A 22,802-nucleotide genomic window follows, 5' to 3' on the forward strand; every position below is an offset into this window, starting at 1 on the left:
GCCCGATCGGGGTGCTTTAACTAGGGATCCTGCCGCCCAACTCGTCCTCGATATGGACGCGTATGATCTCGTCGAAGCTCGTTTCGGCAGCGAAGCCAAGCTCCCTCGAGCGCCGCGCCTCGAAGCGTGTCGGCCAACCCTTCACGATCGCCCAGATCGTCTCGTCGGGCTCCTCGCGGATCAGTTTGACCGCCTTGGCGCCGGCAACACGTTCCAGCGCTTCGATCTGTTCGCCGACACTGACGGCGACGCCCGGCATCGTCAGGTTGCGGCGCGGCCCGACTGCAGCGCCGTCAATTCCAGCCGCATGGATCAAAAAATTCACCGCCGAACGCGGGCTGGCGTGTGTGTGGACGACCGAGCGCGGCACCGGCAGGATGGCTTCATGGCCGCTCAGCGGCTCGCGGATGATGCCGGAGAAGAAACCTGAGGCCGCCTTGTTCGGCTTTCCCGGCCTGACGCAGATGGTCGGCAGCCTGATGCCGATGCCGTCGAAGAAGCCACGCCTGGTATAGTCGGCAAGCAGCGCCTCGCCCATCAGCTTCTGCGTGCCGTAGGAGGTCAGCGGCGTCGGGTGGAACTCGTCCGGAATGATTTCGGGAAACGGCGCGCCGAACACGGCGATCGATGAGGTGAAGACGAGGCGCGGCGCAAATGCCGCCAGCCGGACGGCATCGAATAGCGCCCTTGTGCCATCGAGATTGACGCGGTAGCCGAGATCGAAATTGGCCTCCGCTTCACCCGACACCACGCCGGCGAGATGGAAGATCACGTCGGGCCGCGGCGCGACCAGATTTGTCGTCGCGCCCGGCGCGGCAAGGTCGCCGGTGTGGACGCTGATGCTAACGCCTTCGAGGGCGGGCGCCTGCGGTGGCACGATGTCGTGAAGGTCGAGCGCGGCGATCTTGCGGCCGCCGAGTGTCCCGTCCTTGGCCAGCCGGGCAATGAGCTTGCGGCCGACCATGCCTGCCGCGCCGGTAATCAGAATGCGCATGTCACTTTCCCTTTTTGCGCTGGCTGCGGCCACGCAGCCAGAACACGATGAAGATTGCCACCATGAAGATCGCGGCGACGACGCCGGCAAGAACCGTCGAGACGTTGCCGACCGCCAGCATCACGGTTGGAAGATAATAGGCTGCGATGCCGAACAGCAGCAAAATCCAGGCGGCGCCGATTGCCGCATTGCGGGTGTCGCGGTCCATCACGCGGCCCCAGGGTAGCGGGCGTTCATGTCGATCGTTGCCAATACCAGGAACTCCCGAAATCAGTGATAGTGGCCACGGTGCGGTGCCGCATCATGCGCGTGATCGTGCTCGCCATCATGCTCATGGCTGTCGGCACATTGGCCGAATTCCGGTTCGACGGTGGCATGGGCTATGCCGTGCTCCTGCGCAAGCCGTTTCTTGATCGCGCTGACCGCCATATGCGCGTCGACGCCGTCATTGAGGCAGGCATGCAATGTCGCCATGTTGCTGGAACCGTCGATCGACCAGACATGCATGTGATGCACCTCGCGCACGCCCTTGATCGAGCCTTCGATGTCCCTCGCGATCAGGTCGCGGTCGAGGCTTGCCGGCACGCCTTCGAGCAGGACGTGGGCGGCCTCGCGCATCAGCGACCAGGCCGTGGACAAGATCAGCAGCGCGACAAGGACGGACAGGATCGGATCGATAGGCGTCCAGCCCGTCGCCAGGATTATCAGCGCCGCGATGATCGCCGCGGCCGAGCCAAGCAGGTCGCCGAGCACATGCAGGATGGCGCCGCGCATGTTCAGGCTATCGCGGTCGCCGCCATGCAGCACGAAGAAAGAGCCGATATTGACCGCAAGGCCGGCGATCGCAACGACCAGCATCGGCCCACCGAGCACGGGCGCAGGCGTCAGCAAACGCCCCCAGGCCTCATAGACGATCCACAGCGCAATGGCGAAGATGGCGATGCCGTTGGTGTAGGCGACCAGTGTCTTGACCCGGCCGAAGCCGTAGGTGAGGCGCACGGTCCCCGGTCGGCTCGCAAGATGAAAGGCATACCAGGCAAGGCCGAGCGCAATGCAGTCGGCAAGCATGTGGCCGGCATCCGCCAGCAGCGCCAGCGATCCCGTCAGGAGACCGCCAAGCGCTTCGACGACCATGAAGCCGGCGGTCAGGCAAGCCGCGATCAGCACGCGCTTCTTGTCGGTCGAGCCATGCACATGCCCGGCACCGTGACTGTGGTCGTGGCCCTGCGCGGCATGGTCGTGGGTATGCGCCATCTATGAGCTCCTGCTACGCGCCAAACTCGGCGCGGAAATCCTCGAGCCGCCGCTTCTGCTGGCCATCGCTGTCGAAATTGGCCGGATCGAGCCACGCCTCATAGGCTCTGCGCAGATCAGGCCATTCCTTATCGATGATCGAATACCACGCGGTATCGCGGTTTTCGCCCTTGACCACAAGATGCTGACGGAAAACGCCCTCGAACTTGAAGCCGAAACGTTCCGCCGCGCGCTTCGACGGCTCGTTGCGATTGTTGCATTTCCATTCGTAGCGGCGGTAGCCAAGCTCGTCGAAGACGTACTTCATGAACAGGAACTGCGCTTCCGTCGCCGCCGGCTTGCGCGAGATCAGCGGTCCCCAATAGATGTTGCCGATCTCGATCACGCCATAGGCCGGATCGATGCGCATCAGCGTCTGGCGCCCGGCGACCTTGCCGCTGGCCTTGTCGATGACCGTGAAGAACAGCGGGTCATCGCTGGCTTCGGCCTTGTCCAGCCATGGCTGGAAGGCGGCGCGGGTCTGCGGCGGGTCGTCGAACAGCCAGGCGAAGCGGCCGCCGGCATCGACCACTGACGAGGCCTCGAACAGGCCGTCGCCGTGCTTTTCGGCGTTGAGCGGCTCCAGCCTGACAGTGCGCCCCTCCAGCAACTTGCGTTCGGGCCGCGGGCGCGGTTGCCAATTCTTGAGATTTTCCGACACCGAAAACTCCAATCCGTTTGACTTTTGCGGGCGGACGCTCACAAAAACGCACGCTCGCTGAAAGAACCACACGGACGGGAAAAATGCTCCACACGATTTCGGCCTTCGACCGCCTCGGCGAGGAAAATGCGTTCGCAGTGCTGGCGCGTGCCACTGCACTTGCCCACCAGGGCCGCGACATTGTCAATCTCGGCATCGGCCAGCCCGACTTCAAGACGCCGCAGCATATCGTCGAGGCCGCGATCAAGGCGCTACGCGATGGCCATCACGGCTATACGCCGGCCAACGGCCTGCTGGCGACGCGCGAAGCGGTGGTACGCCGCACGCTGGCCACCACTGGCGTCGAAGTCTCGCCGGAAGCGGTGATGATCCTGCCCGGCGGCAAGCCGACCATGTTCGCGGCGATCCTGATGTTTGGCGAGCCGGGTGCCGAAATTCTCTATCCCGATCCCGGCTTTCCGATCTACCGCTCGATGATCGAGTTCACCGGTGCTGCCCCCATCCCGGTGCCGATGCGCGAGGAGAACGGCTTTGCCTTTTCGGCCGCGGAGACCTTGGCGCTGATCACGCCGAAGACCAGGCTGCTGATCCTCAACTCGCCGGCCAATCCGACCGGCGGCGTCACACCGCGCGCCGAGATCGAGAAGCTGGTCAAGGGCCTGGAAGCGCACCCGGATGTCGCCATCCTTTCCGACGAGATCTACGACGTGATGACCTATGACGGCGAGACGCATTGTTCGCTGCTCGCTTTCCCCGAAATCCGCGACCGGCTGATCGTGCTCAACGGCTGGTCGAAGACCTGGGCAATGACCGGCTGGCGCATGGGCTGGTCGATCTGGCCGAACGGCGACAAGGGCGCGCATCTCTACGACAAGGTGCGCAAGCTGGCGGTCAATTGCTGGTCCTGCGTCAACGCGCCGAGCCAGTATGCCGGCATAGCCGCCATCGACGGCCCGCAGGACGATGTCGACACGATGATGCGCGCCTTCGACCGCCGCAGAAAGGTCGTGGTCGAGGGGTTGAATGCCTTGCCCGGTGTTTCCTGCATTACGCCGAAAGGCGCCTTCTATGCCTTCCCCAATGTTTCCAAGACCGGCTGGAAGGCCAAGAAGCTCGCCTCGGCGCTGCTCGAGGATGCCGGCGTGGCGCTGATCGGCGGCCCCGATTTCGGCATTCTCGGCGAAGGCTATGTCAGGCTATCCTACGCCAATTCCGAAGAGAACATCCTGCGCGCGCTGGAGCGGATCGAGACGTTTCTGACGAAGTGAGGCCACGATCGACGAAAGGAGACGCCAGATGTTCTATGCCATTCTAGCCTATCACGAGGAAGAAGCGATTACGGCGCTGACGCCGGAGCAGGATTCGGCGCTGATGACCGATCTTCTCCAGATCAACGATCGGCTTTACCGGCAAGGCACCCTCGGACCGGCGGCGCGGCTCGGCGCGACACAAGACGCCTGCACCTTGCGCGGGCCAGGCACCGGAATGGTTGTTGACGGCCCCTTCGCCGAGACCAAGGAACAATTGCTGGGACTCTATGTTGTCGACTGCGCCAACCGTGACGCCGCTGTCGACATTGCGCGCGACCTTCGCCGCGTCAATCCGACCGCCGTCTACGAAATCCGCCCGATTTCGCTGTATCTTCCCGGCGTGCCGCTTCCCGTCACGCGGCCCTAATGCATGTCGCGCAAAAGTGTGCAGCGGTTTTGCGATAACGACATGCATAAAAACAAGAATCTAAAAGCGCGTCGCATGAGGCCGGTCGAACGCAACGCGCTTTTAGGACCGGGTTGAGACTAATTTAGCCTCGCCCGACAAACGGCATCTTGGTCGCCATCACGGTCATGAACAGGACGTTGGCGTCGAGCGGCAGGCTGGCCATATGAAGGACGGCATCGGCGACGCGCTCGACATCCATCACCGCTTCGGCGGCAATGGTGCCGTTGGCTTGCGGCACGCCGACCGTCATCGCCTGCGCCATGTCGGTCAGCGCGTTGCCGATGTCGATCTGACCGCAAGCAATGTCGAAGGGCCTGCCGTCCAGCGCCAGCGTCTTGGTCAGCCCGGTGATGGCGTGCTTGGTCGCCGTATAGGGCACCGAGCCCGGCCGTGGCGCATAGGCCGATACCGAGCCGTTGTTGATGATGCGGCCGCCCATCGGCTGCTGCCTGCGCATGGCGCCGAAGGCGGCGCGAGCACACAGGAACGAGCCGGTGAGATTGACCCCGACGATGTCGTTCCACACCTCGACCGGGATATCGTCGATCAATGTCGATTTGTAGCTCGTGCCGGCATTGTTGAAGAGCAGGTCGACGCGCCCGAAAGCCGCAGCCACCGTCTCGAACAGATCGTCGACCTGATCGGCCTTGCTGATGTCGCAGGCGAAGGCCAATGCCTTGGCCTGCGTCGGCCCGGCCGCGGCGATCGCCTCCTCCAGCACCGGCTTGCGGCGGCCGCAGAAGACCGTGTTCCAGCCGGCCTTGAGCAGCGCTGTGGCGACGCTTTTGCCGATGCCCGTGCCGGCGCCGGTGACGATGGCGGTTTTATAGTCGGTCATGGCTGTACTCCCTGAAAGGGATGAGCCATCGCAAATGACGGGAACCATGGCAAGCCGGCCCAAAGCCTGTGCTCACAAAAAGGGCGGCCATTGGCGACCGCCCCTGATCCGAACAGGGCTTGGGAGGAGGAAAGCCGATCCGACTGCCTGAAATCATGCGCTCACCGGATTAACGAGAAGCTAACGCCAATGCCGCCGAGCGCTCCGAGGCTCTCCCCTTCAAGCTACCAGCGCGAACCGGTCACCGGCTTCGCCGTGCTGCCCGCTGCGGGCACCTTCGCCGCCGTCACCGTCGCCTCGACATGGTCGACCAGCGCGTCCGGCAGGCCGAGGCGGCCGGCAAGCAGGTCGAGATAGCCGCGTTCGGCCCGCGTGTCCGGATCGATGGCAAGACGCGAGGCGGTGTAGAGTTCCAGCTTTTGCGCATCGGTCTTGGCGCCGGCGATCAGCACATCCAGATCGAGCGGTGCGTCCAGTTCCGACATCAGGAATTTCTCCGCTTCGGCACCGACGCCGGCGAGGCTGAGCTTGCCGGCGATCTTCTGCCGCTCTTCGTCATCGACATGACCGTCGGCCTTCGCCGCCGAGATCATCGCCCTGACCAGCGTCAGCGTGAATTCGTCTTCGCCCTGCGGCGCTTGCGACGGATGGAAGGCGGTATCGGCCGGCGGCGGCAGCAATTCCGGTTCACCGGCGGCTTGCGTTTCGGCCGGCGCGTTGCCGCTCTTGTAGTTCTGGTAAGCCTTGTAGGCGAGGCCGCCGATCGCGGCCAGGCCGCCGAGCTTCACCGCCGCACCGGTGACCTGACGGCCTGGGCCGGTTCCGAGCAGCACCGCGGCCAGCGCACCGGCGGCAAGCGGATTGTCCTTGGCCATCTGCACCGCCTGCCCCGCCTTGTCACGGACGGTCGATCCGGTACCGGGAACTTGCGAGCCGAGCAGATCATCGAGGAGCTTCTTGGGATCGAACATCTATGCCTCCAGAATTGGCCCGGCCGAAGGTGCGCGGGCAGGTTTGCACGTCGAAGACCTAGGTCCCGCAGTTTGACATTACAATGACGCGGTGCATCCTTTGCCCGCTGCCACGCATGACCTCGCACCGACATCTGCTGGGATTTCACACGGAAATCAAAGTGCTGCAGCCTCCTTCCACCCAAAAACACTCGTCGCTCTGGACATTGGACGTGTCGAAACCGCCCTCGACTTCGAGTAATGTCGCAGCATGTCGCTTGCGAGGAGCCTGGCATGACCGATGAGACTGACCGCGAACCCGCACGCGATCCCCAGGAACTGGAGCGCCTGCTGATTTCACGGCAATGGCTCGGAGACATTGACGGCATGGCCGCGCTTTTTGAGCCGCATGCAATCATCGACAGCGGTGGCGGACAACTGACGTTCGGCCGCGAAGCCATCCAAACGCTGTTCGCGGAGATCACCGCAACCGGCCGCAAATTTCAGTCCGGAGATCAGCGTCCGGCTGTCATCAATGGCGACCTGGCGCTCACCTCGACCCGGCTTCCCGACGGCACGATCACCACCGAGGTCGCGCGTCGGCAGAACGACGGGACATGGCTGTGGGTCATCGATCGCTTCTCTGTTGCTTAACGTGAAGTTGCTTGACGTGCAGCTAACTTCCGATGTGACGATCGCCGCGCGCTTGCGCCAGCTCGACCTGGCGCTGGCGCTCAGCATAGCGGGCGCGATCCTCGTCCGAGCGGGCATCGAAGCAATGCGGGCATGAAACGCCGGTGGCGTATTCCGGCGATAGCCGGTCTTCTGCGGCTAGCGGATGCCGGCAGGCGCGGCAGAGTTCGGCCTCGCCTTCGACCAACCCGTGCGATACCGAAACGCGCTCGTCGAAAACGAAGCATTCGCCCTGCCAGAGGCTCTGTTCGGCGGGCACGTCTTCGAGATACTTCAGAATGCCGCCCTTGAGGTGGAAAACGTCCTCGAAGCCAAGCGACTTCACATAGGCCGTCGCCTTCTCGCAGCGTATGCCGCCGGTGCAGAACATGGCGACCTTGCGCCCCTCGAGCGCATGCCGATGCCGCTCGACCCAGGCTGGGAATTCGCGGAAGCTGGCAGTGGCGGGATCGACAGCGCCCTTGAAGGTGCCGAGCGACACCTCGTAGGCGTTGCGCGTATCGATGACGATGGTGCCTGCATCCGAGATCAATGCGTTCCAGTCGGCCGGCGCAACATAGGTGCCCGCACCTGCCGCCGGGTCGATATTGTCCACGCCCATGGTGACGATCTCGCGCTTCAACCGCACCTTCATGCGGTGGAACGGCATCGCTGCGGCGCTGCTGTATTTGATCTCGAGGCCGGCGAGACCTTCGATGGATTCGAGATGACCGATGAGCGCCGCGATTGCCGCTTCACTGCCGGCGACCGTGCCGTTGACGCCCTCACGCGCCAAAAGCAGCGTGCCTTTGATGCCGCGTGCGCAGCAGAAGGCGGCGAGCGGCGCACGCAGCGCCTCGAAGGTGTCGAGCCGGGCGAAGCGGTAAAGCGCGGCAACACGGAAGACTTGGCTGGACAGTGTCATCGCCAAGCCACTAAACGCTCACGACAGCCGGATCAAGGCAGAGCCGAGAGCGGTCTGCTCGCGACGGGTTGCGAACACCACGCGTGACATCGCGACACGCCGCGTTTCGTGGACAGAAAAACCGCCTTCTGCTAACCGGTCGACTTGATCAACAGAGGAGAGACGACGAATGCCCAGCACGACCGAAAAGCTCCTGTCGCTCCTCAACGGCCAGCCGGTCATACCGGTGCTGAAGATCGCCAATCCCGCCGACGCGGTGCCGCTGGCCCGGGCGTTGGCCCGCGGCGGCCTGCCGGCGATCGAGATTACGCTGCGCACCGCCGACGCGCTGGAGGCGATCCGCCGGGTGGCGGGCGAGGTCGAAGACGCCGTCGTCGGCGCCGGCACCATCCTGGACGCCCGCCAGTTCGGCGAGGCGGCGGCCGCCGGTTCGAAGTTCATCGTCAGCCCCGGCATCACCCGCGAGCTTCTCGCGGCAGCCAAGGACAGCGAAGTGCCGTTGCTGCCCGGTGCCATCACGCCGGGAGAGGTCATGGCCGCGCGCGAAGCCGGCCTGCGCTTTCTGAAATTCTTCCCGGCCGAACAGTCGGGCGGCATCGCCTCGCTCAAGGCCTTCGCCTCGCCGCTCGCCGACGTGAAATTCTGCCCGACCGGCGGTATCACCGGCCAGAATGCCGCCGACTATCTCAGCCTGCCCAACGTCATCTGCGTCGGCGGTTCCTGGGTGGCGCCGGACGATCTGGTCAAGGCCGGCAAATGGGACGAGATCGAAGCCTTGGCGCGCGCCGCGAGCAAGCTCGGGCGCTAGCATCGCCGCCGATCTGGCCTGCTGCCGATCTGGTTCGCCGGCTGGTTCCCGCTCATGGGCTCGAACCACGATTCACGCCTTCAAAGGGCGCTGTCCTACCATTAGACGAAGCGGGAGAATGCTGACCTTGGTTAGCATCCCGGCACGAAGGAAGCCAGTGCCGGCGGTGGCGGCAGCCGCGCCGGTTGCCAGCGCGGCCTCTACGATATTTGCCCAGCTGTTATTCGGTCTGGAAGCGGGCCACCGACATGAACTTGACGGCCTTGCCGGTGAACCGGTTGGCGTCGGCCATCTCGTTGCCCGGCTGGAAGCCGACGGTATAGACCTCGCTCGGTGCCGTACGGACGAAGTCGTAAGCGTAGCGCGGCGCCGTTGTCGCGTCTGAAACGGTCGCGACATACTCGCCGCTGTGCAGCGCCCAACGGGCAGCCTGCGGCGCGGCAGCGACCACCACCGGCTTGGGGCCTGGTTTCAGGTCGCGGGCGGTGGCCCTGGGTTCCTTGCGTGTGGTCTTCACGCCCGCGCCGATGACGGCCGTCGGATCGGAGCCGGCCGGGCGGGCAACGATGGCCTTGCGCGGCGACGCCCCGTCGCTCGATGCGTCGTCGCTCGCCGGTTCCTCGAACACCGATGCTTGCTCGGAAAGCGAAGCGACCTTGTATTCGTCGGTCGCGCTGACCCGTTCCAGAACGGCCTTGACCTCGTCGGGCTGCGAACTGTCGGGCCGCGCCGACGGCAATACCGAGAATGCATCGGTGGCGGTGTTGCTCCGCTCGGCCGCACTCGCGAGCGCCAGCAACACTTGCTTGTCCTGCGGCGCAAGACCAGCCGACGAAAGATCGGCCGGCAGCGAATGATCGGGCCGCCAGCTCGGCACGGGAATGTTGTTTGCCGCGACCTGCACCGGGCCGGCCGTAGCCGACGCGTCTGCCATGCCGAACGGAACACTTGCCGACGCCACACTTGCCGGCGCTTGCGCGGTTGCCACCGCCTGTTCGGTGGATGCAGTCGCATCCGCCACGCCGAACGGAACGTTTTCAGGCGGCTGGGCACCGATGTCGGCCTTCGGGCGCGGAGCAAAATCGGGCAGCGGAATGCTGCGCGCCGGCAATGCCGCGATGATCGTCTCCGGCGTGTCGTTCTCCGGTTCCGGCGCAGGCGCCGGAGCATCGGCGACTTCCGGAATCTCGGCACGCTTGGCATCCCGAGGCGCCACGATGGCGATGCCAGGCAGATTGCTGCTCTTGGCCGACGGCGCCGGCTTCACGTTACGGGGCTTTGGCGCTGGCTCGGCCATCGCCACATCGGCGCTGTCGTCCGCCTCGTCGTCGCCGCCGCCGAAGAAGGCTGCCAGGAAGCCGCGGGATTTTTTGCCACCGCCGCTTGCGCTGGCCAGTTCGATGGCCGGCGCGCCGGCGCCCTTGCGGGCTTTGTAGGAGGCGAGCGCCTGTTGATAACCAGGCAGCGGCTTGCCGTCGCTCGGCACATGCAGCGTCTTGCCATTGGGGAACACGCGCGCCAATTCCTGGCGGCTGATGCCGGGCCAGTGGCGCACATTGCCGACGTCCATGTGCACGAAGGGCGAGCCGGAGCTGGGATAATACCCGACGCCGCCGCCCTGCATCCTGAGGCCGATGTCGCGCAGCTTCTTCAGCGGCACGCCGGGAATGTAGAAATCCATCGCCCTGCCGAGCATGTGCTGGCTCTTCTCGGCGACGCCCCTGCTGCGGCTGCGCAGCATCGAATTCGTCGACGGCGAACGATAACCGCAGACGACCTGGATATAGTCGGTGGCGCCGCTCTCACGATAGGCTTCCCAGACCAGGTCCAGCAGGCGCGGATCCATCTTGGTCGGCTCGTTGCGACGCCAGTCGCGCAGGATGATGTTGATCTTTCGCAAGCCCGCTTGATCGTAGCGGCCGTTGCGCTTGTAGACGATCTCCGCCTTTTCATGCGTGTGGAGATGATAGAGCTTCAGCGAACGTGTCTCGGCGCCGGCGCCGGTTGCCGCCGCTGCAAGGAACCCGACGGCAACAATCACCGCTGCCAGCCATCTCGGCCAGACGCTCATGTGATAATGCCGCCCGTTTTTGTGTCGTTCGATTCTGTTCAAATCAAAAGGCCTTGCAGGCTGCCGTTTTGTCCCCGGATTTGACCAAACGGATGCGTTAGATGTGCATCCGAATATCGATCCTAATGGTTAATCATCGCTTATTGAAGCCGAAATGCGGTAACACCGTGGCGATATCCCGCCAAAAATATTGCGCAGGAGATCTTGGTAAACCGCTGGTTTAGATCATGTTTTGGCGCCAGCTCGAAACACGATCTGTTACCGTCCGCCTTAATACGTGAACATTGCGGCGAACACGTCATTACGAGACTCAGTTGCCTGGAATGATGTCCGGATGAGAACCGGCTTGGCCCTGTGACTCAGGAAGCGAGCCTCTCGACACGGCCGGTCTCCGGGTCGATGCCGTATTCCTTGAGCTTGCGGTAGAGCGTCGACCGGCCGATGCCGAGGCGGCGGGCGACCTCGCTCATCTGGCCGTTGTAGTGGTCGATGGCGAGCTTGATCATTTCGAGCTCGACATCGGCCAGCGCACGCACATTGCCGCGCTCGTCGAGCGCCCGCAGCGTGCCGAAGCGGGGTCTGGCCGGCGCGTCGGGCTCGGCCGCGGCGGCGCCGACGGCGGCCGGGACGTTATCACGCGGCAGGCTGCCCGAAGCCAATCCGGAAGCTGGCCACCCTGAAGCTGGCCCTCCTGAAGCTGGCCCTCCTGAAGCTGGCGAGGCGATATCCGCATCGAGATTGACCGTGCCCTCGACCTGCGCCCGGATCTGCGGGAACTCTTCTTCGGTCAGCATGTCGCCCTCGGCGAGCACCGAAGCCCGGAAGACGGCATTTTCGAGCTGCCTTATATTGCCCGGCCAGTCATAGGCCTGCAGCATGGCGAGCGCCCCAGCGGAGATGCCTCGCAGACGGTGGCGCGGATCGGCGGGCGCCACCTTCTCCATGAAGTGCTCGACCAGATGGGGAATGTCGTCGCGACGGTCGCGCAATGGCGGCACGAAGATCGGATAGACGTTCAGACGATAAAACAGATCCTCGCGGAACTTGCCGTCCTTGACCTGCTGCAGCAGGTTGCGATGGGTTGCCGAGATCAGCCTGATGTCGACCCTGACGGTCGAGCGCCCGCCAACCGGATCGACTTCGCCGTCCTGTACGGCGCGCAACAGCTTGACCTGCACGTCGAGCGGCAGGTCGCCGATTTCGTCGAGGAACAGCGTGCCCGAATGCGCTTCGACGAACTTGCCGGTGTGTTTTTCGGTGGCGCCGGTGAACGAGCCCTTTTCGTGACCGAACAGGATCGATTCGACCAGATTGTCGGGGATGGCGCCGCAATTGACGATGACGAAGGGTTTCGAGCGGCGGTCGCCGCTGCCCTGGATGGCGCGCGCCACCAGTTCCTTGCCGACGCCGGATTCACCCTCGATCAGGATCGGAATGTTGGACGCCGCCGCCTTGCGGCCGAGCCGGATCACCCGATCCATCGCCGGACTGTGAGTGATCATGTCCTTGAACGTCAGATGGCCGCCGCGCTGCCGTGACGAGCGCTTCACTTCGCCTTCGAGCGCTTCGACCTTGAGGGCATTGCCGATCGACGCCTGCAGCCTGTCGGGAGAGGCCGGCTTGACGACGAAGTCGAAGGCGCCGTGACGCATTGCCGAAACGACGGTTTCGATGCCGCCCTGGGCGGTCTGCACGATGACGGGAATGTGGATGCCGCGCTCGCGCATTGCCTTCAGCACGCCGATGCCATCGAGGCCCGGCATCATCAGGTCGAGGATGACCACCGAGACGTCGCGCGCATTGGGCCCGTCGACAACATCGAGACCGGCCTCGCCGCCATCGGCGACGATCGCGGTGTGGCCGAATTTCGTCACCGCTGCCTCGAGCAGCCTGCGCTGCACCGGATCGTCATCGACTATGAGTATGGAAGCTGCCATGACTGATCCGACCGTGCCCGCCCGAGAATGCGCCCTATGGATCATCTTGGCACAGGGTTCTAAATAAGCTTTCAAAAAACCCGGTGAATGAATTCCTTAGGATTTGACCGGCTTCTCGTTTCCTCGAATTTTCGTGTTTGGAAGGATCGGCAATGCGCATGGTTTTTGCTCGAAAGCTGGCGGCGGCGTCCGGTCAGGGCGTGGCGGAGCTTGGCGACCTGCCGGAATGGAATCTGGCCGATCTCTATTCGGGCATGGAAGCGCCCGAGTTGAAGCGCGACATCGCCAAGGCCGCCGCCGATGCCATCGCCTTCGAGAGCCGTTGGAAAGGCACGCTCGCCGCCGAGGCCGGGCGTGGCAGCGCCGGCAGGCTGGGCGAGGCGCTCCAGGCCTATGAAGCGTTGGAGGAGCTGATCGGCCGGATCGTCTCCTATGCCGGGCTTGTCTATGCCGGCAACACGTCGGATCCGCAGCGCGCCAAGCTCTATGGCGACATCCAGGAAAAGATGACCGATGCCAGCGCGCACCTGCTGTTTTTCGCGCTCGAGCTGAACCTCATCGACGATGGCGCGATCGAAAACGCACTCGCCGCCGATCCGGCCTTCGCCCACTACCGGCCCTGGGTGCTCGATCTGCGCAAGGACAAGCCCTATCAGCTCGAAGACCGCATCGAGCAACTCTTCCACGAAAAGTCGATCACCGGGCGCGGGGCCTGGAACCGCCTGTTCGACGAGACGATGACCGATTTGCGCTTCGGCCTCGACGGCGAGGAGTTGACGCTTGAGCCGGCGCTCAATCGCCTGCAGGACGCCGACGGCGAGGTGCGCCGCCGGGCGTCCGAAGCGCTGGCCGCAACTTTCCGCAAGAATTTGCGCGTCTTCACGCTGATTACCAACACGCTGGCCAAGGACAAGGAGATCTCCGACCGCTGGCGCGGCTTCGAGGACATTGCCGATTCCCGCCATCTCGCCAACCGCGTCGAACGCAGCGTGGTGGACGCACTCGCCGCGGCGGTTCGCGACGCCTATCCGCGCCTGTCGCATCGCTATTATGCGATGAAGGCGCGCTGGCTCGGCATGGACGTGATGAACCATTGGGACCGAAACGCGCCCCTGCCGGAGACCCCGCAGGCGGTCATCGGCTGGGACGAGGCCAAGAACACCGTGCTTTCCGCCTATCAGCGCTTTTCACCCGACATGGCGGAGATCGCCAGAACTTTCTTCGACCGCAACTGGATCGATGCACCGGTGAGACCCGGCAAGTCGCCTGGTGCCTTCGCCCATCCGACGGTGCCTTCGGCGCATCCTTATGTGTTGCTCAACTACATGGGCAAGCCGCGCGACGTGATGACGCTGGCGCACGAGCTCGGCCACGGCGTGCACCAGGTGCTGGCCGGCGGCCAGGGCGCCTTGATGGCGTCGACGCCGCTGACGCTGGCCGAAACCGCATCGGTGTTCGGCGAGATGCTGACCTTCCGCTCGCTGCTCGAGCAGACCACCGACAAGCGCGAACGCAAGGCCATGCTCGCCCAGAAGGTCGAGGACATGATCAACACGGTCGTGCGCCAGGTCGCCTTCTACGAGTTCGAGCGCAAGGTGCATGCCGAGCGCAAGAGCGGCGAATTGACCTCCGACAAGCTCGGCCAATTTTGGCTGGAAGTGCAGGCGGAAAGCCTCGGGCCGGCGATCAAGCTACGCGAGGGGTACGAGGTTTTCTGGACCTATATCCCGCACTTCATCCACTCGCCTTTCTACGTCTATGCCTATGCATTCGGCGATTGCCTGGTGAACTCGCTCTACGCGGTCTACCAGAACGCCGAGCGCGGCTTTCAGGAGAAATATTTTGCCATGCTGCGCGCCGGCGGCACCAAGCATCATTCCGAGCTTCTGGCGCCGTTCGGCCTTGACGCGACGGACCCTGCCTTCTGGCAGATCGGGCTTAGTGTGATCAGCGGACTGATCGACGAGCTGGAAGCACTGGACAAGTGATGCGCAACACTGGGTGATGCGCAACACCGGGTGACCGGGTTTTCCAGAACAGTTTAGCTGCAATGCATATTGACGATGGTTCTATTCTTGTCTTGGATATTTGTTCTTAAATAACTTTCCATGGAAGTTTTCCGTTAGATTCCCGTAAGCTGTATGATAGCGTCCGCCCTCAAGCTCAGCCGGGCACGAATGGATCCGGTCGGAAAGTCCCGACCGGTCATGGCGCGTCGGCGGATGCGACAACGGTTGTTGGCCAGGGGCAAACCGGTCGCCGACAGCTCGATCGAAGCCGGCTGTTCTGCAAATTGCGGAACCACCATCGAATGGTCCTTCGCCGAGGTCATGGCTCCACAGGCCAGGGCGGACGGATCGGACTGGAGAGAGAGAAAGACAATGGGCACTTTTTTCTACATGCTCCTGGCGTTCCTGGTAGGTGTGTTGGTTGGCTGGTTCATTTGGGGACGCCTGCGTGGCGAACTCGACAGTTTGCGCGGCGATCTCGACCGCACGCGCAGCGAACGTGACAGATTGCGGGCCGATAGCGACCGCCTGACCGGTGAGTTGGATGAATGCGGCCGCGCCCGCGCCGACCTCGAGCGGCGGCTGGGCGAGGCGCCGGCCGCCAAGGCGCCAACCGCGAAGGCGGCAACAGCCAAGGCGCCAGCCGCCAAGGCCGGCGCAACCAAGGCGGCGATGCAGGCACCGTCAACCCTGATGTCGACATCCGCGCCGGCCAAACCGGCGCCGAAGAAATCTGCAACGGCCAAGGCTGCGACCGCGCCACGCGCAAGTGCGGCGAAAACGGCGACGCCGAAGCCGGCTGCATCGAAAGCGAGCGCCGCACCCAAGACTGCGCCAGCGGCAAAAAAGACTGCGCCAGCGGCAAGCAAGGCTGCGCCGGCGGCAAAGAAAGCCGCGACCGGCAACGCAACGACCGCAGCGGCGGGCAAAGCCAACGATCTGCGTCGCCTGATCGGCATCGGCCCGACCAACGAGCGGCTGCTCAAAGGGCTTGGGGTCACGACCTATGCCCAGATCGCCGCCTGGACGCCCGACGATGTCAGGCGGATCGAGGCGACGTTGAATTTCGACGGCCGCATCGAACGTGAACGCTGGATCGAGCAGGCGAAACTGCTTGCCGCCGGCGACGAAAAGGAATTTGCGCGCCGCTTCCCGACCGCGGGGGAAGCCAGCAACACCTGATCCATCGCAAGGCGGCATTTGGAACAAGGCGGCGCTCTCGGGCGCCGCTTTTGTTTTTGCCCCGCCGCGCCTTTGCGTCTTGAGACGCCGTTCCCTCGATTGCGCACGGTCGAGCCCCCATATAGATCGATCGCTGGTGACCGCAGCATCCGAGCCTTATGTCCCTGCCCCTGCCCTTTGCAATTTTCCGGAACGACGAGACCGCGCGTCAGCTCGTTTTCGACCGGCCGGCCGAGATCATCTCGGCGCATGGCGAGGCGGACTTCCTGCCGGCGCTTGAAGCCGCGCAGGCTGCACATGATGGCGGCAAATGGCTGGCCGGCTATTTCTCCTACGAGGCCGGCTACCTGCTCGAGCCCAAGCTCGTTCCGCTGCTGCCAGCCGGCCGCCGCGCCCCGCTTTTCTGCCTCGGCGTGTTCGACCCGCCGGTCGAAGAGACGGTCGCGCCAGGCGATCTGCCGGCTAGCAACGGCCCAATCTTCGACCCCAAGGCAGCCTGGTCCTCGGACGACTACGCCAAACGCTTTGCCAGGCTGCATGACCACATCCGCAAGGGCGACTGCTACCAGGGCAATCTGACCTTTCCGGTCCACGCGCAATGGTCGGGCGATCCGCTGGACGCCTTCAACGCGCTGACCGAACGCCAGCCGGTGAAGTATGGGGCGCTGGTCGCGCTTGGCGATCCGATCGTCTTGTCGCGTTCGCCGGAACTGTTCTTCGAGGTCGACGCGGAAGGCATGATCGAGACGCATCCGATGAAAGGCACTGCGCCGCGCGGCGCCACCAAGGCGGAGGACGATCGCCTGAAAGCGTTCTTGCGCAACGACGAGAAGAACCAGGCCGAGAACCGGATGATCGTCGATCTCCTGCGCAACGACATCTCACTGATCAGCGAGGTTGGCACGCTCGATGTGCCGGAGCTTTTCCGCATCGAGAGCTACCCGACGGTCCACCAGATGGTGAGCCGCGTGCGGGCGAAACTTTTGCCCGGCCTCGCCATCCGCCAGATGTTCGCCGCGCTGTTCCCCTGCGGTTCGATCACCGGCGCGCCGAAGATCCGTGCCATGGAGATCCTGCGCGAGCTGGAAGGTGGCCCGCGCGATGTCTATTGCGGCGCCATAGGCTGGATCGCCCCCGGCGGCCGGATGCGCTTTTCGGTGGCGATCCGCACCATCTCGCTCTTTGCCAATGGCGAGGCAGTCTACAATGTCGGCGGTGGCGTCGTCTTCGATTCGACAGCCGAAGAGGAGTACCAGGAGTGTCTGCTGAAAGCCCGTTTCGCGACGGGAACACTGCCGATTTCGAACTGATCGAAACAATGCGCTGGGAACCCGGCTCGGGTTTCCTCCGTTTCGACCGCCATCTCGCGCGGCTTTACGGCTCGGCAGACGAACTCGGCTTCGGCTGCGACCCGCAACGGGTCGGTGAAGCGCTGATGAATGCGGTCGGCCGCCAGCACATTGCGTTGCGCACTCGCCTCGTCCTGTCGCGCAAGGGCGATGTAGCGGTTTCGGTGCAGCCCTACGCGCCGCTCGCCGCAGACAAGGTCTGGACCGTGCAGCTGGCGCGCGTGCGGCTTGATTCGAGCGATATGCTGCTGCGCCACAAGACCAGCCGCCGACAAATCTATACGCGCGCCCGCGCCGAATATCTCGCCGGCCGGGCCGACGAGGTGCTGCTCGCCAATGAGCGCGGCGAAATCTGCGAGGGCACGATCACCAATGTCTTTGCCGAATTCGGCGACGGCGTGCTGGCCACGCCGCGGCTCGATTGCGGCCTGCTGCCTGGCGTCCTGCGCGGCGAACTGCTGGATCAAGGCCGCGCCCGCGAAGCAATCTACACATGGAGCGAACTGAAATCGGCCAAGGCGCTGTTCGTCGGCAACTCGCTGCGCGGATTGATCCCGGCGCGGCTGGGCTGAAGCATCGGGAGACAACAATGTTCGTGGTTTCGCTGAAGTATACGGTGCCGCTGACCGAGATCGACAGCCTGCAGCAAGCGCATGTCGAGTGGCTGAAGGCCTGTTATGCGGAAGGCATTTTTGTCGCCTCCGGGCCGAAGCGGCCGAGGACCGGCGGCATCATCATCGCGCGCGGTCCACGCGACGTGCTCGATGCCAGACTGGCGGACGATCCCTTCGCCAAGGCAGGCGCCGCCGATTACGAAATCACCGAATTCACGGCGAGAATGGCCGCCGCCGCACTGGAAGCCTACAAAGAAGCATGAGTTTCCGCCCACCGACCCACACACCCTATGACGGCTCGTCGAAACTGTTCACCATCGGGCTGAAGCCGCTCAATCTAGATAGATGGATCGAGATCGACGAATATCTGCTGCCCTATCTTGCCGAGAAACGCCGGCTTTATGCCGAAATTCCAGACAAGGTTTTTGTCGAGGAGCAAGCCACACGCGACGCCCAACGCGAAGTGCTCGATCTGCTCGGTGCGTATCTGGCGGCGAACTTTCCTGGGACCCACAGGCGTACCGACAACGGGATCGTGGTGATCGGCGGCACCGACAGTCTTGTAGGCTCAGGCACCGCAGCTTCTTTCAGCGATGCGCCGCTTGTCGCGGCCTCGTTGCTCGTCCAGGAGGATTTGATCCTGATGCGCCGCGACGAGAGCGGCTGGCGTCTGGCGGCCGGCTCGCTCTGCTTCCCCTCGTCATGGTCGCTGACCGAAAAATTCGGCAAGCCGCTGCAGCAGATCCACGCGCCGGTACCGGGTTTCGGTCCAGGCACACGCCCGGCCGATCTCATCAACCGCATGTTCGACGGCCTCCAGGGCCAAGCCGTCGAGCGCTACAACTGGTCGATCCAGGCGGGCGACGCGCTCTACCATCCGCTCTCCAATGTCGAACGCATCGACCGCGCCAGCAGTCGCCCGTCGAGATTCCCGGACGGTGACATCGACGCCCATGCCTTTATCCGCGTCGAGCGGCAGACGCTGAGAAAGCTCCCCGTTTCGGGCGACGTACTCTTCACCATCCGCATCCATCTCGACCCGCTCGCCGTGCTGGAGCGCCACCGCGACCGTGCGGCGCTCGCAGCGTCCTTGGCCGAACAACTTCTGGCGCTGGACGAGGCCCAGCTCGACTACAAGGGGATGACCGCCGATCGTGACCGGCTGGTCGCGTGGCTTAGGGCGCTGGCGCTGTCCTAGAGCAGTTCATCGTTTCACGGAAACGCCGAACCGCTCCACCTCTTTGTTCTTGCGCAATTCCGGACGGAAAACCGTCTCACACTTTTCCCGGAATTGCCCTAAATCGCAGCCAGGCCCAGCAGCAGGATCGCCGACATCGCGGTAGAGACGGTGACGTTGACATCCCACCGCCAGCCCGCCGGTCCAAACGGCGGCCGGAACGGCGGGTAGCCGTTCTCGTCATACAGCACGCCACCATAGATCGGCCGCGAGAGCATGGCCGCGAAGAATGCCCCATACATGGCCGCGGCCAATCCGCCGGCGAGATAGAGCCGCTCGGCTTCGAGTTGCCCCTTGATCCAGATGAGTCCGAGGGCAATCAGCGCCACCCCGGTATAGCTCAGCACCTGCCAGACGACGTGAAACCGGGCATGGGGAGTCCACAGTGGATTGGTGGCGTGGGTGGCGTTCAAGTCGGCTTTGATCGTCGCTACACCGTAACCCACGGTCGCGACGCTCAGCAGAATTCGAGCAAGCAGATGACTGTCATAAGCGAGTTCCATCGCATTTTCCTCCCCTCACGCCGGAACGGCTTGAATGGCGCCCTGAGCACAGAAGAGCTGCCCATCGGCCAGCCGCGCATAATTATGGACGATCCGGTTCTCGTGATCCTGCAACTGCACAATGAAGTTGCCGCTCTGCTCCGTCCAACTCGCGAGCACGAGATTCGGACGCACGCTGGTCAGGCCGACCTTGACCACCTCGTCGATTTCAGTGGTCCCGATCGACGCCTGGATATGCAATTCCTGCGGCGAAAGAAACGTCAGCCGCGGTACGAAGGGGCCGAAAACGCAGTCGAAAGTCTTGCCTACGAGCGAGGCTGGAAAAGCATCGGTTTCTGCCATCATCCTCTCCTTGGGCATTGGCCGCTGCGACCATGCCATGTGACGATTCTCGGTGTCTCAGTCGCAGAAACACCCTCAGTATATGCTCTTGGAGCGCTCCAAGGAGCACGATCCCCCTATTTTGGTTTTGAGTCAATAAAATTCTTGGAGCGCTCCAAAAAATGGTCTACCTCAGGGAAAACGAGTGAATCGCCAATGCCCACCCTAGCCGATGTCGGCAAGGCTGCCGGAGTTTCCCGGGGGACTGTCTCCAACGTCTTCAACCGGCCGGAGCTGGTCAGGCCCGAATTGCGCGAGCGCGTCGAAGCGGCCGCGCGAGCGCTCGGGTTTGGCGGCCCCGATCCGAAAGGACGATTGCTGCGGGACGGCAAGTTCAATGCCATCGGGTTCATGCCGCCTGGCGCCTACGCCATCTCCGAAGTGATGAGAAGCCCATACGGCCGCGAGCTGGTGCTCGGCGTTTCGCTCGCCTGCGACGAGGCTGGAACGACGCTCAGCCTTGTAAACGGCACCGACAACACGCGCTTCGCCAGCATCCGCGATGCCCTGGTTGACGGCTTTATCCTTGGTCACAGCGCCGACATTGGTCTCATAATTTCGGTCCAGAGACGCCGTCTGCCCTTCGTCATTCTCGAAAGCGACGCAGGTCCCGACATCAATTCGATAAAGATCGACGGCAGGAGTGGCGCGGTTGCTGCCGTCCGGCACTTGACCGGGCTGGGGCACCGGCATTTTGCCATCCTTTCGGTGCGCCGGTCTCCCGGCCCGCCGATTGTCCACATGCCCGGAAAGGCAACGCGCCCGCTTCTGGCCGGCTTCCCGCTCGACGATGAAAGGCTCGACGGTTTCAAACAGGGTTTGGCGGAGGCGAATTTGTCGATCGACGATGTCCCGATCATCGAGACGATCCCGGGCGAGCCATCTGCCGGAGCAGTGGTGTTCGACAGGGCGCCTGAAGCAACCGCGATCCTGACCATGTCGGACTGGCAGGCGATCACGATCCTGGACGAGGCGGTTCGCCGCGGCATAGACGTGCCGGGCCACGTGTCGGTCGTCGGCTTCGATGGCACCGCTGAATCCGCACGCACCACGCCTCCGATGACCACTGTCGCACAAGACGTGATCGGAAAAGGCCGGCTTGCCGCCCGAATGGTCCTTGACAATGAAGCCCCCCGCCAAGTCGTTCTGCCGGTAGAACTGGTGGTTCGAGCCTCCACAGCCGCGCCGAGGACAAAAACCCGCTGAAACGGGCGGATGCGCCATCCGCACCAGGGGTGGCGCTCGCCGCGTCTTTTCGCTGAGCAGCCTCAGGTGCGGGACGAGGCACAACTTGACTATAAGGGCCTGACAGCCGACCGTGACTGCTGGCGCAAGACAGCTGTAACTTGCGGCTTGGGGGAAAAATGATCCAGCATCTTAGCAGGCCGGTCACGTTTATGGCCGCGATCCTGGTACTGTCGACAGCAGCCGAGGCGGAGCCGGTGACTTATGCCGGCAAGCTTGGAAAGAGCGATATCGTCGTCGAATTCACCGGCGACCCCGCCGCGCCCGGCGGCCCGCTGGCCGGCCGCTATTTCTACCGCTCGAAGGGCGTCGACATCCCGCTGCAGGCCCGGTCTCAAAAGGGCAGCAAGTTCGAACTGGCCGAGGAGGAGGCATGCGGCGCCGACAATTGCGATGACGGAAAGGCTGCGCCGATTGCCGCCGTCTGGCGCCTGGCCTCATCCAGTAACGGCAAAACCCTTGAAGGCAGCTGGAACGGAAAGAGCGCGCTGCCGCTCAGATTGGAACGGGTCGCAAGTCGGCAGGTGACCGAGAACGAGCCCAGCAGCCCGCTCGATCTCTACGATTTCAGCTTCATGAAGTTCTTCGGCAATGACACGCCGCTCACCATGGAAACGTCCCCTTATGACTATCTGCGGGTGGACACTCAGCTCGATAACGGCAAGACGACTGGTTGGCCGGACGCAACTTACCGCTATGTCGTCGACCCCCGCACCAAATTTGCCACGCCGCGCATTGTCGAACTGTCCGGCGACGTTCCAATCGAGGCCGCGAACGCTCTGCTGCAAGACAGGCACTGGCGCGCCAACATCGGCGCACTGGGCTGCGTGGCGGCGCAATATGCCGGTTTCAACGAAGGCGGGCCGATTGACGGTGTGAACGGCGGCACACTCGGCGGCTATGAGGACAGCACATTCGAAGTGACCTCGCTGACTCCGCGGCTGATGAGCTGGCGGGAGTCCGGCAGCATCTTCTGCGGCGGAGCGCATCCGACCAACTATTCGGACGCCTACATCATGGATGTGCGGCGCGGCGTCCTGCTCGGCCTTCAGGACATTTTCTTGGATACGATAGATGGCAAGCCCGGTCCTTCCCTCGCCTCCTTCGTCAAGCAGCGGCGCAAGAAACCGAGCGATCAGACCGATATTGATCACGAAGCCGAATGCGGCATCGACGATCTGATCGACGAAAATTTGGCTGCCAGCCTCTGGCGCGAGGGCGACAAGCAGGTTCTGGTGTTCGGGCTCCAGACCCTGCCGCATGCCATCCAGGCCTGCGCCGACGATCTGCTGGAACTGCCGGTCTCCGAGGCACGTGCCCTCTTCAAGCCGGAGTTTGCAAGTCTGGTCGAGCCGTAGCCGGGATGGCGCGGCGTAACGCCGGCCGTCCGATTTTCGCTTTATTGTGACAATGA

At 63.6% G+C, this 22,802-nt stretch carries 23 protein-coding genes and 1 tRNA gene; 12 read left to right on the forward strand and 12 right to left on the reverse strand.

The window, feature by feature from the left end; all coding sequences use genetic code 11:
• Positions 1-16 precede the first annotated feature (16 nt).
• The 4 genes from denD to NKH63_RS17940 form a co-directional block, all read right to left on the reverse strand.
• Complete coding sequence (denD, locus tag NKH63_RS17925; RefSeq protein ID WP_352590598.1) at positions 17-994, reverse strand: D-erythronate dehydrogenase; 978 nt, start codon at positions 992-994, stop codon at positions 17-19.
• Between the two features lies 1 nt (position 995).
• A complete protein-coding gene (locus NKH63_RS17930; protein ID WP_352918305.1) occupies positions 996-1,202 on the reverse strand; it encodes a hypothetical protein in 207 nt (68 codons plus the stop codon).
• A 62-nt stretch (positions 1,203-1,264) separates the two neighbouring features.
• On the reverse strand, positions 1,265-2,248 hold the full coding sequence (locus NKH63_RS17935; RefSeq protein ID WP_352918306.1) for a cation diffusion facilitator family transporter: 984 nt from the start codon (positions 2,246-2,248) through the stop codon (positions 1,265-1,267).
• 13 nt (positions 2,249-2,261) lie between these two features.
• The gene (locus tag NKH63_RS17940) at positions 2,262-2,948 is read right to left on the reverse strand and encodes a GNAT family N-acetyltransferase (protein ID WP_023720204.1); all 687 of its coding nucleotides are present in this window, start codon (positions 2,946-2,948) and stop codon (positions 2,262-2,264) included.
• Positions 2,949-3,031: 83 nt separating this feature from the next.
• On the opposite strand from NKH63_RS17940, the gene NKH63_RS17945 reads away from it, so the two are divergent.
• A complete protein-coding gene (locus NKH63_RS17945; protein ID WP_023720203.1) occupies positions 3,032-4,216 on the forward strand; it encodes a pyridoxal phosphate-dependent aminotransferase in 1,185 nt (394 codons plus the stop codon).
• A gap of 28 nt (positions 4,217-4,244) precedes the next feature.
• On the forward strand, positions 4,245-4,625 hold the full coding sequence (locus NKH63_RS17950) for a YciI family protein (protein WP_023720202.1): 381 nt from the start codon (positions 4,245-4,247) through the stop codon (positions 4,623-4,625).
• A 124-nt stretch (positions 4,626-4,749) separates the two neighbouring features.
• Here the strand turns inward: NKH63_RS17950 and NKH63_RS17955 are convergent, their stop codons facing one another.
• The gene (locus NKH63_RS17955) at positions 4,750-5,505 is read right to left on the reverse strand and encodes an SDR family oxidoreductase (RefSeq protein ID WP_352918308.1); all 756 of its coding nucleotides are present in this window, start codon (positions 5,503-5,505) and stop codon (positions 4,750-4,752) included.
• 224 nt (positions 5,506-5,729) lie between these two features.
• Positions 5,730-6,476, reverse strand: a complete 747-nt coding sequence (locus tag NKH63_RS17960) for a tellurite resistance TerB family protein (protein WP_023720200.1) — start codon at positions 6,474-6,476, stop codon at positions 5,730-5,732.
• Between the two features lie 273 nt (positions 6,477-6,749).
• Between NKH63_RS17960 and NKH63_RS17965 the strand changes: the two genes are divergently transcribed.
• The gene (locus NKH63_RS17965; protein WP_352590586.1) at positions 6,750-7,109 is read left to right on the forward strand and encodes a YybH family protein; all 360 of its coding nucleotides are present in this window, start codon (positions 6,750-6,752) and stop codon (positions 7,107-7,109) included.
• A 22-nt stretch (positions 7,110-7,131) separates the two neighbouring features.
• On the opposite strand, the gene trhO is transcribed toward NKH63_RS17965, so the two are convergent.
• Positions 7,132-8,052, reverse strand: a complete 921-nt coding sequence (trhO, locus tag NKH63_RS17970; protein ID WP_352918309.1) for an oxygen-dependent tRNA uridine(34) hydroxylase TrhO — start codon at positions 8,050-8,052, stop codon at positions 7,132-7,134.
• A gap of 169 nt (positions 8,053-8,221) precedes the next feature.
• On the opposite strand from trhO, the gene NKH63_RS17975 reads away from it, so the two are divergent.
• The gene (locus NKH63_RS17975) at positions 8,222-8,860 is read left to right on the forward strand and encodes a 2-dehydro-3-deoxy-phosphogluconate aldolase (protein ID WP_352481952.1); all 639 of its coding nucleotides are present in this window, start codon (positions 8,222-8,224) and stop codon (positions 8,858-8,860) included.
• A gap of 42 nt (positions 8,861-8,902) precedes the next feature.
• Here the strand turns inward: NKH63_RS17975 and NKH63_RS17980 are convergent.
• The 3 genes from NKH63_RS17980 to NKH63_RS17990 form a co-directional block, all read right to left on the reverse strand.
• Positions 8,903-8,976, reverse strand: a tRNA-Gln gene (locus NKH63_RS17980).
• A gap of 104 nt (positions 8,977-9,080) precedes the next feature.
• The gene (locus tag NKH63_RS17985; protein ID WP_352494716.1) at positions 9,081-10,931 is read right to left on the reverse strand and encodes a peptidoglycan L,D-endopeptidase MepK; all 1,851 of its coding nucleotides are present in this window, start codon (positions 10,929-10,931) and stop codon (positions 9,081-9,083) included.
• Positions 10,932-11,290: 359 nt separating this feature from the next.
• Entirely contained in the window at positions 11,291-12,868 is a 1,578-nt protein-coding gene (locus tag NKH63_RS17990) for a sigma-54-dependent transcriptional regulator (protein ID WP_352918311.1), read from the reverse strand.
• Positions 12,869-13,020: 152 nt separating this feature from the next.
• Between NKH63_RS17990 and NKH63_RS17995 the strand changes: the two genes are divergently transcribed.
• From NKH63_RS17995 to NKH63_RS18020, 6 genes are all read left to right on the forward strand, one after another.
• The gene (locus tag NKH63_RS17995; protein WP_352918313.1) at positions 13,021-14,856 is read left to right on the forward strand and encodes a M3 family oligoendopeptidase; all 1,836 of its coding nucleotides are present in this window, start codon (positions 13,021-13,023) and stop codon (positions 14,854-14,856) included.
• A 393-nt stretch (positions 14,857-15,249) separates the two neighbouring features.
• A complete protein-coding gene (locus NKH63_RS18000; RefSeq protein WP_023720193.1) occupies positions 15,250-16,059 on the forward strand; it encodes a helix-hairpin-helix domain-containing protein in 810 nt (269 codons plus the stop codon).
• 158 nt (positions 16,060-16,217) lie between these two features.
• Positions 16,218-17,369 (forward strand): aminodeoxychorismate synthase component I, encoded by a 1,152-nt coding sequence (locus NKH63_RS18005; protein ID WP_352918315.1) that lies wholly within the window; start codon positions 16,218-16,220, stop codon positions 17,367-17,369.
• Entirely contained in the window at positions 17,318-17,980 is a 663-nt protein-coding gene (locus tag NKH63_RS18010; RefSeq protein WP_031194348.1) for an aminotransferase class IV family protein, read from the forward strand. Before NKH63_RS18005 ends, NKH63_RS18010 begins: the two co-directional genes overlap by 52 nt.
• A gap of 17 nt (positions 17,981-17,997) precedes the next feature.
• A complete protein-coding gene (locus NKH63_RS18015) occupies positions 17,998-18,285 on the forward strand; it encodes a YciI family protein (RefSeq protein ID WP_023720190.1) in 288 nt (95 codons plus the stop codon).
• A complete protein-coding gene (locus NKH63_RS18020) occupies positions 18,282-19,220 on the forward strand; it encodes a heme-dependent oxidative N-demethylase family protein (protein ID WP_352918316.1) in 939 nt (312 codons plus the stop codon). The genes NKH63_RS18015 and NKH63_RS18020 overlap by 4 nt, the downstream gene beginning before the upstream one ends.
• Before the next feature lie 98 nt (positions 19,221-19,318).
• Here the strand turns inward: NKH63_RS18020 and NKH63_RS18025 are convergent, their stop codons facing one another.
• Both NKH63_RS18025 and NKH63_RS18030 read right to left on the reverse strand, forming a co-directional pair.
• A complete protein-coding gene (locus tag NKH63_RS18025; protein ID WP_352918317.1) occupies positions 19,319-19,762 on the reverse strand; it encodes a DUF6640 family protein in 444 nt (147 codons plus the stop codon).
• A 15-nt stretch (positions 19,763-19,777) separates the two neighbouring features.
• Positions 19,778-20,104 carry a MoaF-related domain-containing protein gene (locus NKH63_RS18030; RefSeq protein WP_156948115.1) on the reverse strand — a complete coding sequence of 109 codons (327 nt, stop codon included), beginning with the start codon at positions 20,102-20,104 and terminating at the stop codon, positions 19,778-19,780.
• Between the two features lie 195 nt (positions 20,105-20,299).
• Here NKH63_RS18030 and NKH63_RS18035 point away from each other — a divergent pair, with 195 nt between their 5' ends.
• Together NKH63_RS18035 and NKH63_RS18040 are read left to right on the forward strand one after the other, a co-directional pair.
• A complete protein-coding gene (locus tag NKH63_RS18035; RefSeq protein WP_352494711.1) occupies positions 20,300-21,349 on the forward strand; it encodes a LacI family DNA-binding transcriptional regulator in 1,050 nt (349 codons plus the stop codon).
• A 158-nt stretch (positions 21,350-21,507) separates the two neighbouring features.
• Positions 21,508-22,746 carry a hypothetical protein gene (locus NKH63_RS18040; RefSeq protein WP_352918319.1) on the forward strand — a complete coding sequence of 413 codons (1,239 nt, stop codon included), beginning with the start codon at positions 21,508-21,510 and terminating at the stop codon, positions 22,744-22,746.
• Positions 22,747-22,802: the final 56 nt, after the last annotated feature.

The sequence above is a fragment of the Mesorhizobium sp. M0960 genome (assembly GCF_040319055.1).
GTDB lineage: Bacteria > Pseudomonadota > Alphaproteobacteria > Rhizobiales > Rhizobiaceae > Mesorhizobium.

What these genes read in the sequence shown, in the direction of transcription:
- NKH63_RS18000 (WP_023720193.1), top strand. Translation starts at nt 15,250, where the DNA reads ATGGGCACTTTTTTCTACATGCTCCTGGCGTTCCTGGTAGGTGTGTTG.
- NKH63_RS17960 (WP_023720200.1), bottom strand. Translation starts at nt 6,476, where the DNA reads ATGTTCGATCCCAAGAAGCTCCTCGATGATCTGCTCGGCTCGCAAGTT.
- NKH63_RS17995 (WP_352918313.1), top strand. Translation starts at nt 13,021, where the DNA reads ATGCGCATGGTTTTTGCTCGAAAGCTGGCGGCGGCGTCCGGTCAGGGC.
- trhO (WP_352918309.1), bottom strand. Translation starts at nt 8,052, where the DNA reads ATGACACTGTCCAGCCAAGTCTTCCGTGTTGCCGCGCTTTACCGCTTC.
- denD (WP_352590598.1), bottom strand. Translation starts at nt 994, where the DNA reads ATGCGCATTCTGATTACCGGCGCGGCAGGCATGGTCGGCCGCAAGCTC.
- NKH63_RS18020 (WP_352918316.1), top strand. Translation starts at nt 18,282, where the DNA reads ATGAGTTTCCGCCCACCGACCCACACACCCTATGACGGCTCGTCGAAA.
- NKH63_RS17955 (WP_352918308.1), bottom strand. Translation starts at nt 5,505, where the DNA reads ATGACCGACTATAAAACCGCCATCGTCACCGGCGCCGGCACGGGCATC.
- NKH63_RS18035 (WP_352494711.1), top strand. Translation starts at nt 20,300, where the DNA reads ATGCCCACCCTAGCCGATGTCGGCAAGGCTGCCGGAGTTTCCCGGGGG.
- NKH63_RS18030 (WP_156948115.1), bottom strand. Translation starts at nt 20,104, where the DNA reads ATGGCAGAAACCGATGCTTTTCCAGCCTCGCTCGTAGGCAAGACTTTC.
- NKH63_RS17950 (WP_023720202.1), top strand. Translation starts at nt 4,245, where the DNA reads ATGTTCTATGCCATTCTAGCCTATCACGAGGAAGAAGCGATTACGGCG.
- NKH63_RS17975 (WP_352481952.1), top strand. Translation starts at nt 8,222, where the DNA reads ATGCCCAGCACGACCGAAAAGCTCCTGTCGCTCCTCAACGGCCAGCCG.
- NKH63_RS18015 (WP_023720190.1), top strand. Translation starts at nt 17,998, where the DNA reads ATGTTCGTGGTTTCGCTGAAGTATACGGTGCCGCTGACCGAGATCGAC.
- NKH63_RS18025 (WP_352918317.1), bottom strand. Translation starts at nt 19,762, where the DNA reads ATGGAACTCGCTTATGACAGTCATCTGCTTGCTCGAATTCTGCTGAGC.
- NKH63_RS17990 (WP_352918311.1), bottom strand. Translation starts at nt 12,868, where the DNA reads ATGGCAGCTTCCATACTCATAGTCGATGACGATCCGGTGCAGCGCAGG.
- NKH63_RS17935 (WP_352918306.1), bottom strand. Translation starts at nt 2,248, where the DNA reads ATGGCGCATACCCACGACCATGCCGCGCAGGGCCACGACCACAGTCAC.
- NKH63_RS17985 (WP_352494716.1), bottom strand. Translation starts at nt 10,931, where the DNA reads ATGAGCGTCTGGCCGAGATGGCTGGCAGCGGTGATTGTTGCCGTCGGG.
- NKH63_RS18040 (WP_352918319.1), top strand. Translation starts at nt 21,508, where the DNA reads ATGATCCAGCATCTTAGCAGGCCGGTCACGTTTATGGCCGCGATCCTG.
- NKH63_RS17945 (WP_023720203.1), top strand. Translation starts at nt 3,032, where the DNA reads ATGCTCCACACGATTTCGGCCTTCGACCGCCTCGGCGAGGAAAATGCG.
- NKH63_RS17930 (WP_352918305.1), bottom strand. Translation starts at nt 1,202, where the DNA reads ATGGACCGCGACACCCGCAATGCGGCAATCGGCGCCGCCTGGATTTTG.
- NKH63_RS18005 (WP_352918315.1), top strand. Translation starts at nt 16,218, where the DNA reads ATGTCCCTGCCCCTGCCCTTTGCAATTTTCCGGAACGACGAGACCGCG.
- NKH63_RS17965 (WP_352590586.1), top strand. Translation starts at nt 6,750, where the DNA reads ATGACCGATGAGACTGACCGCGAACCCGCACGCGATCCCCAGGAACTG.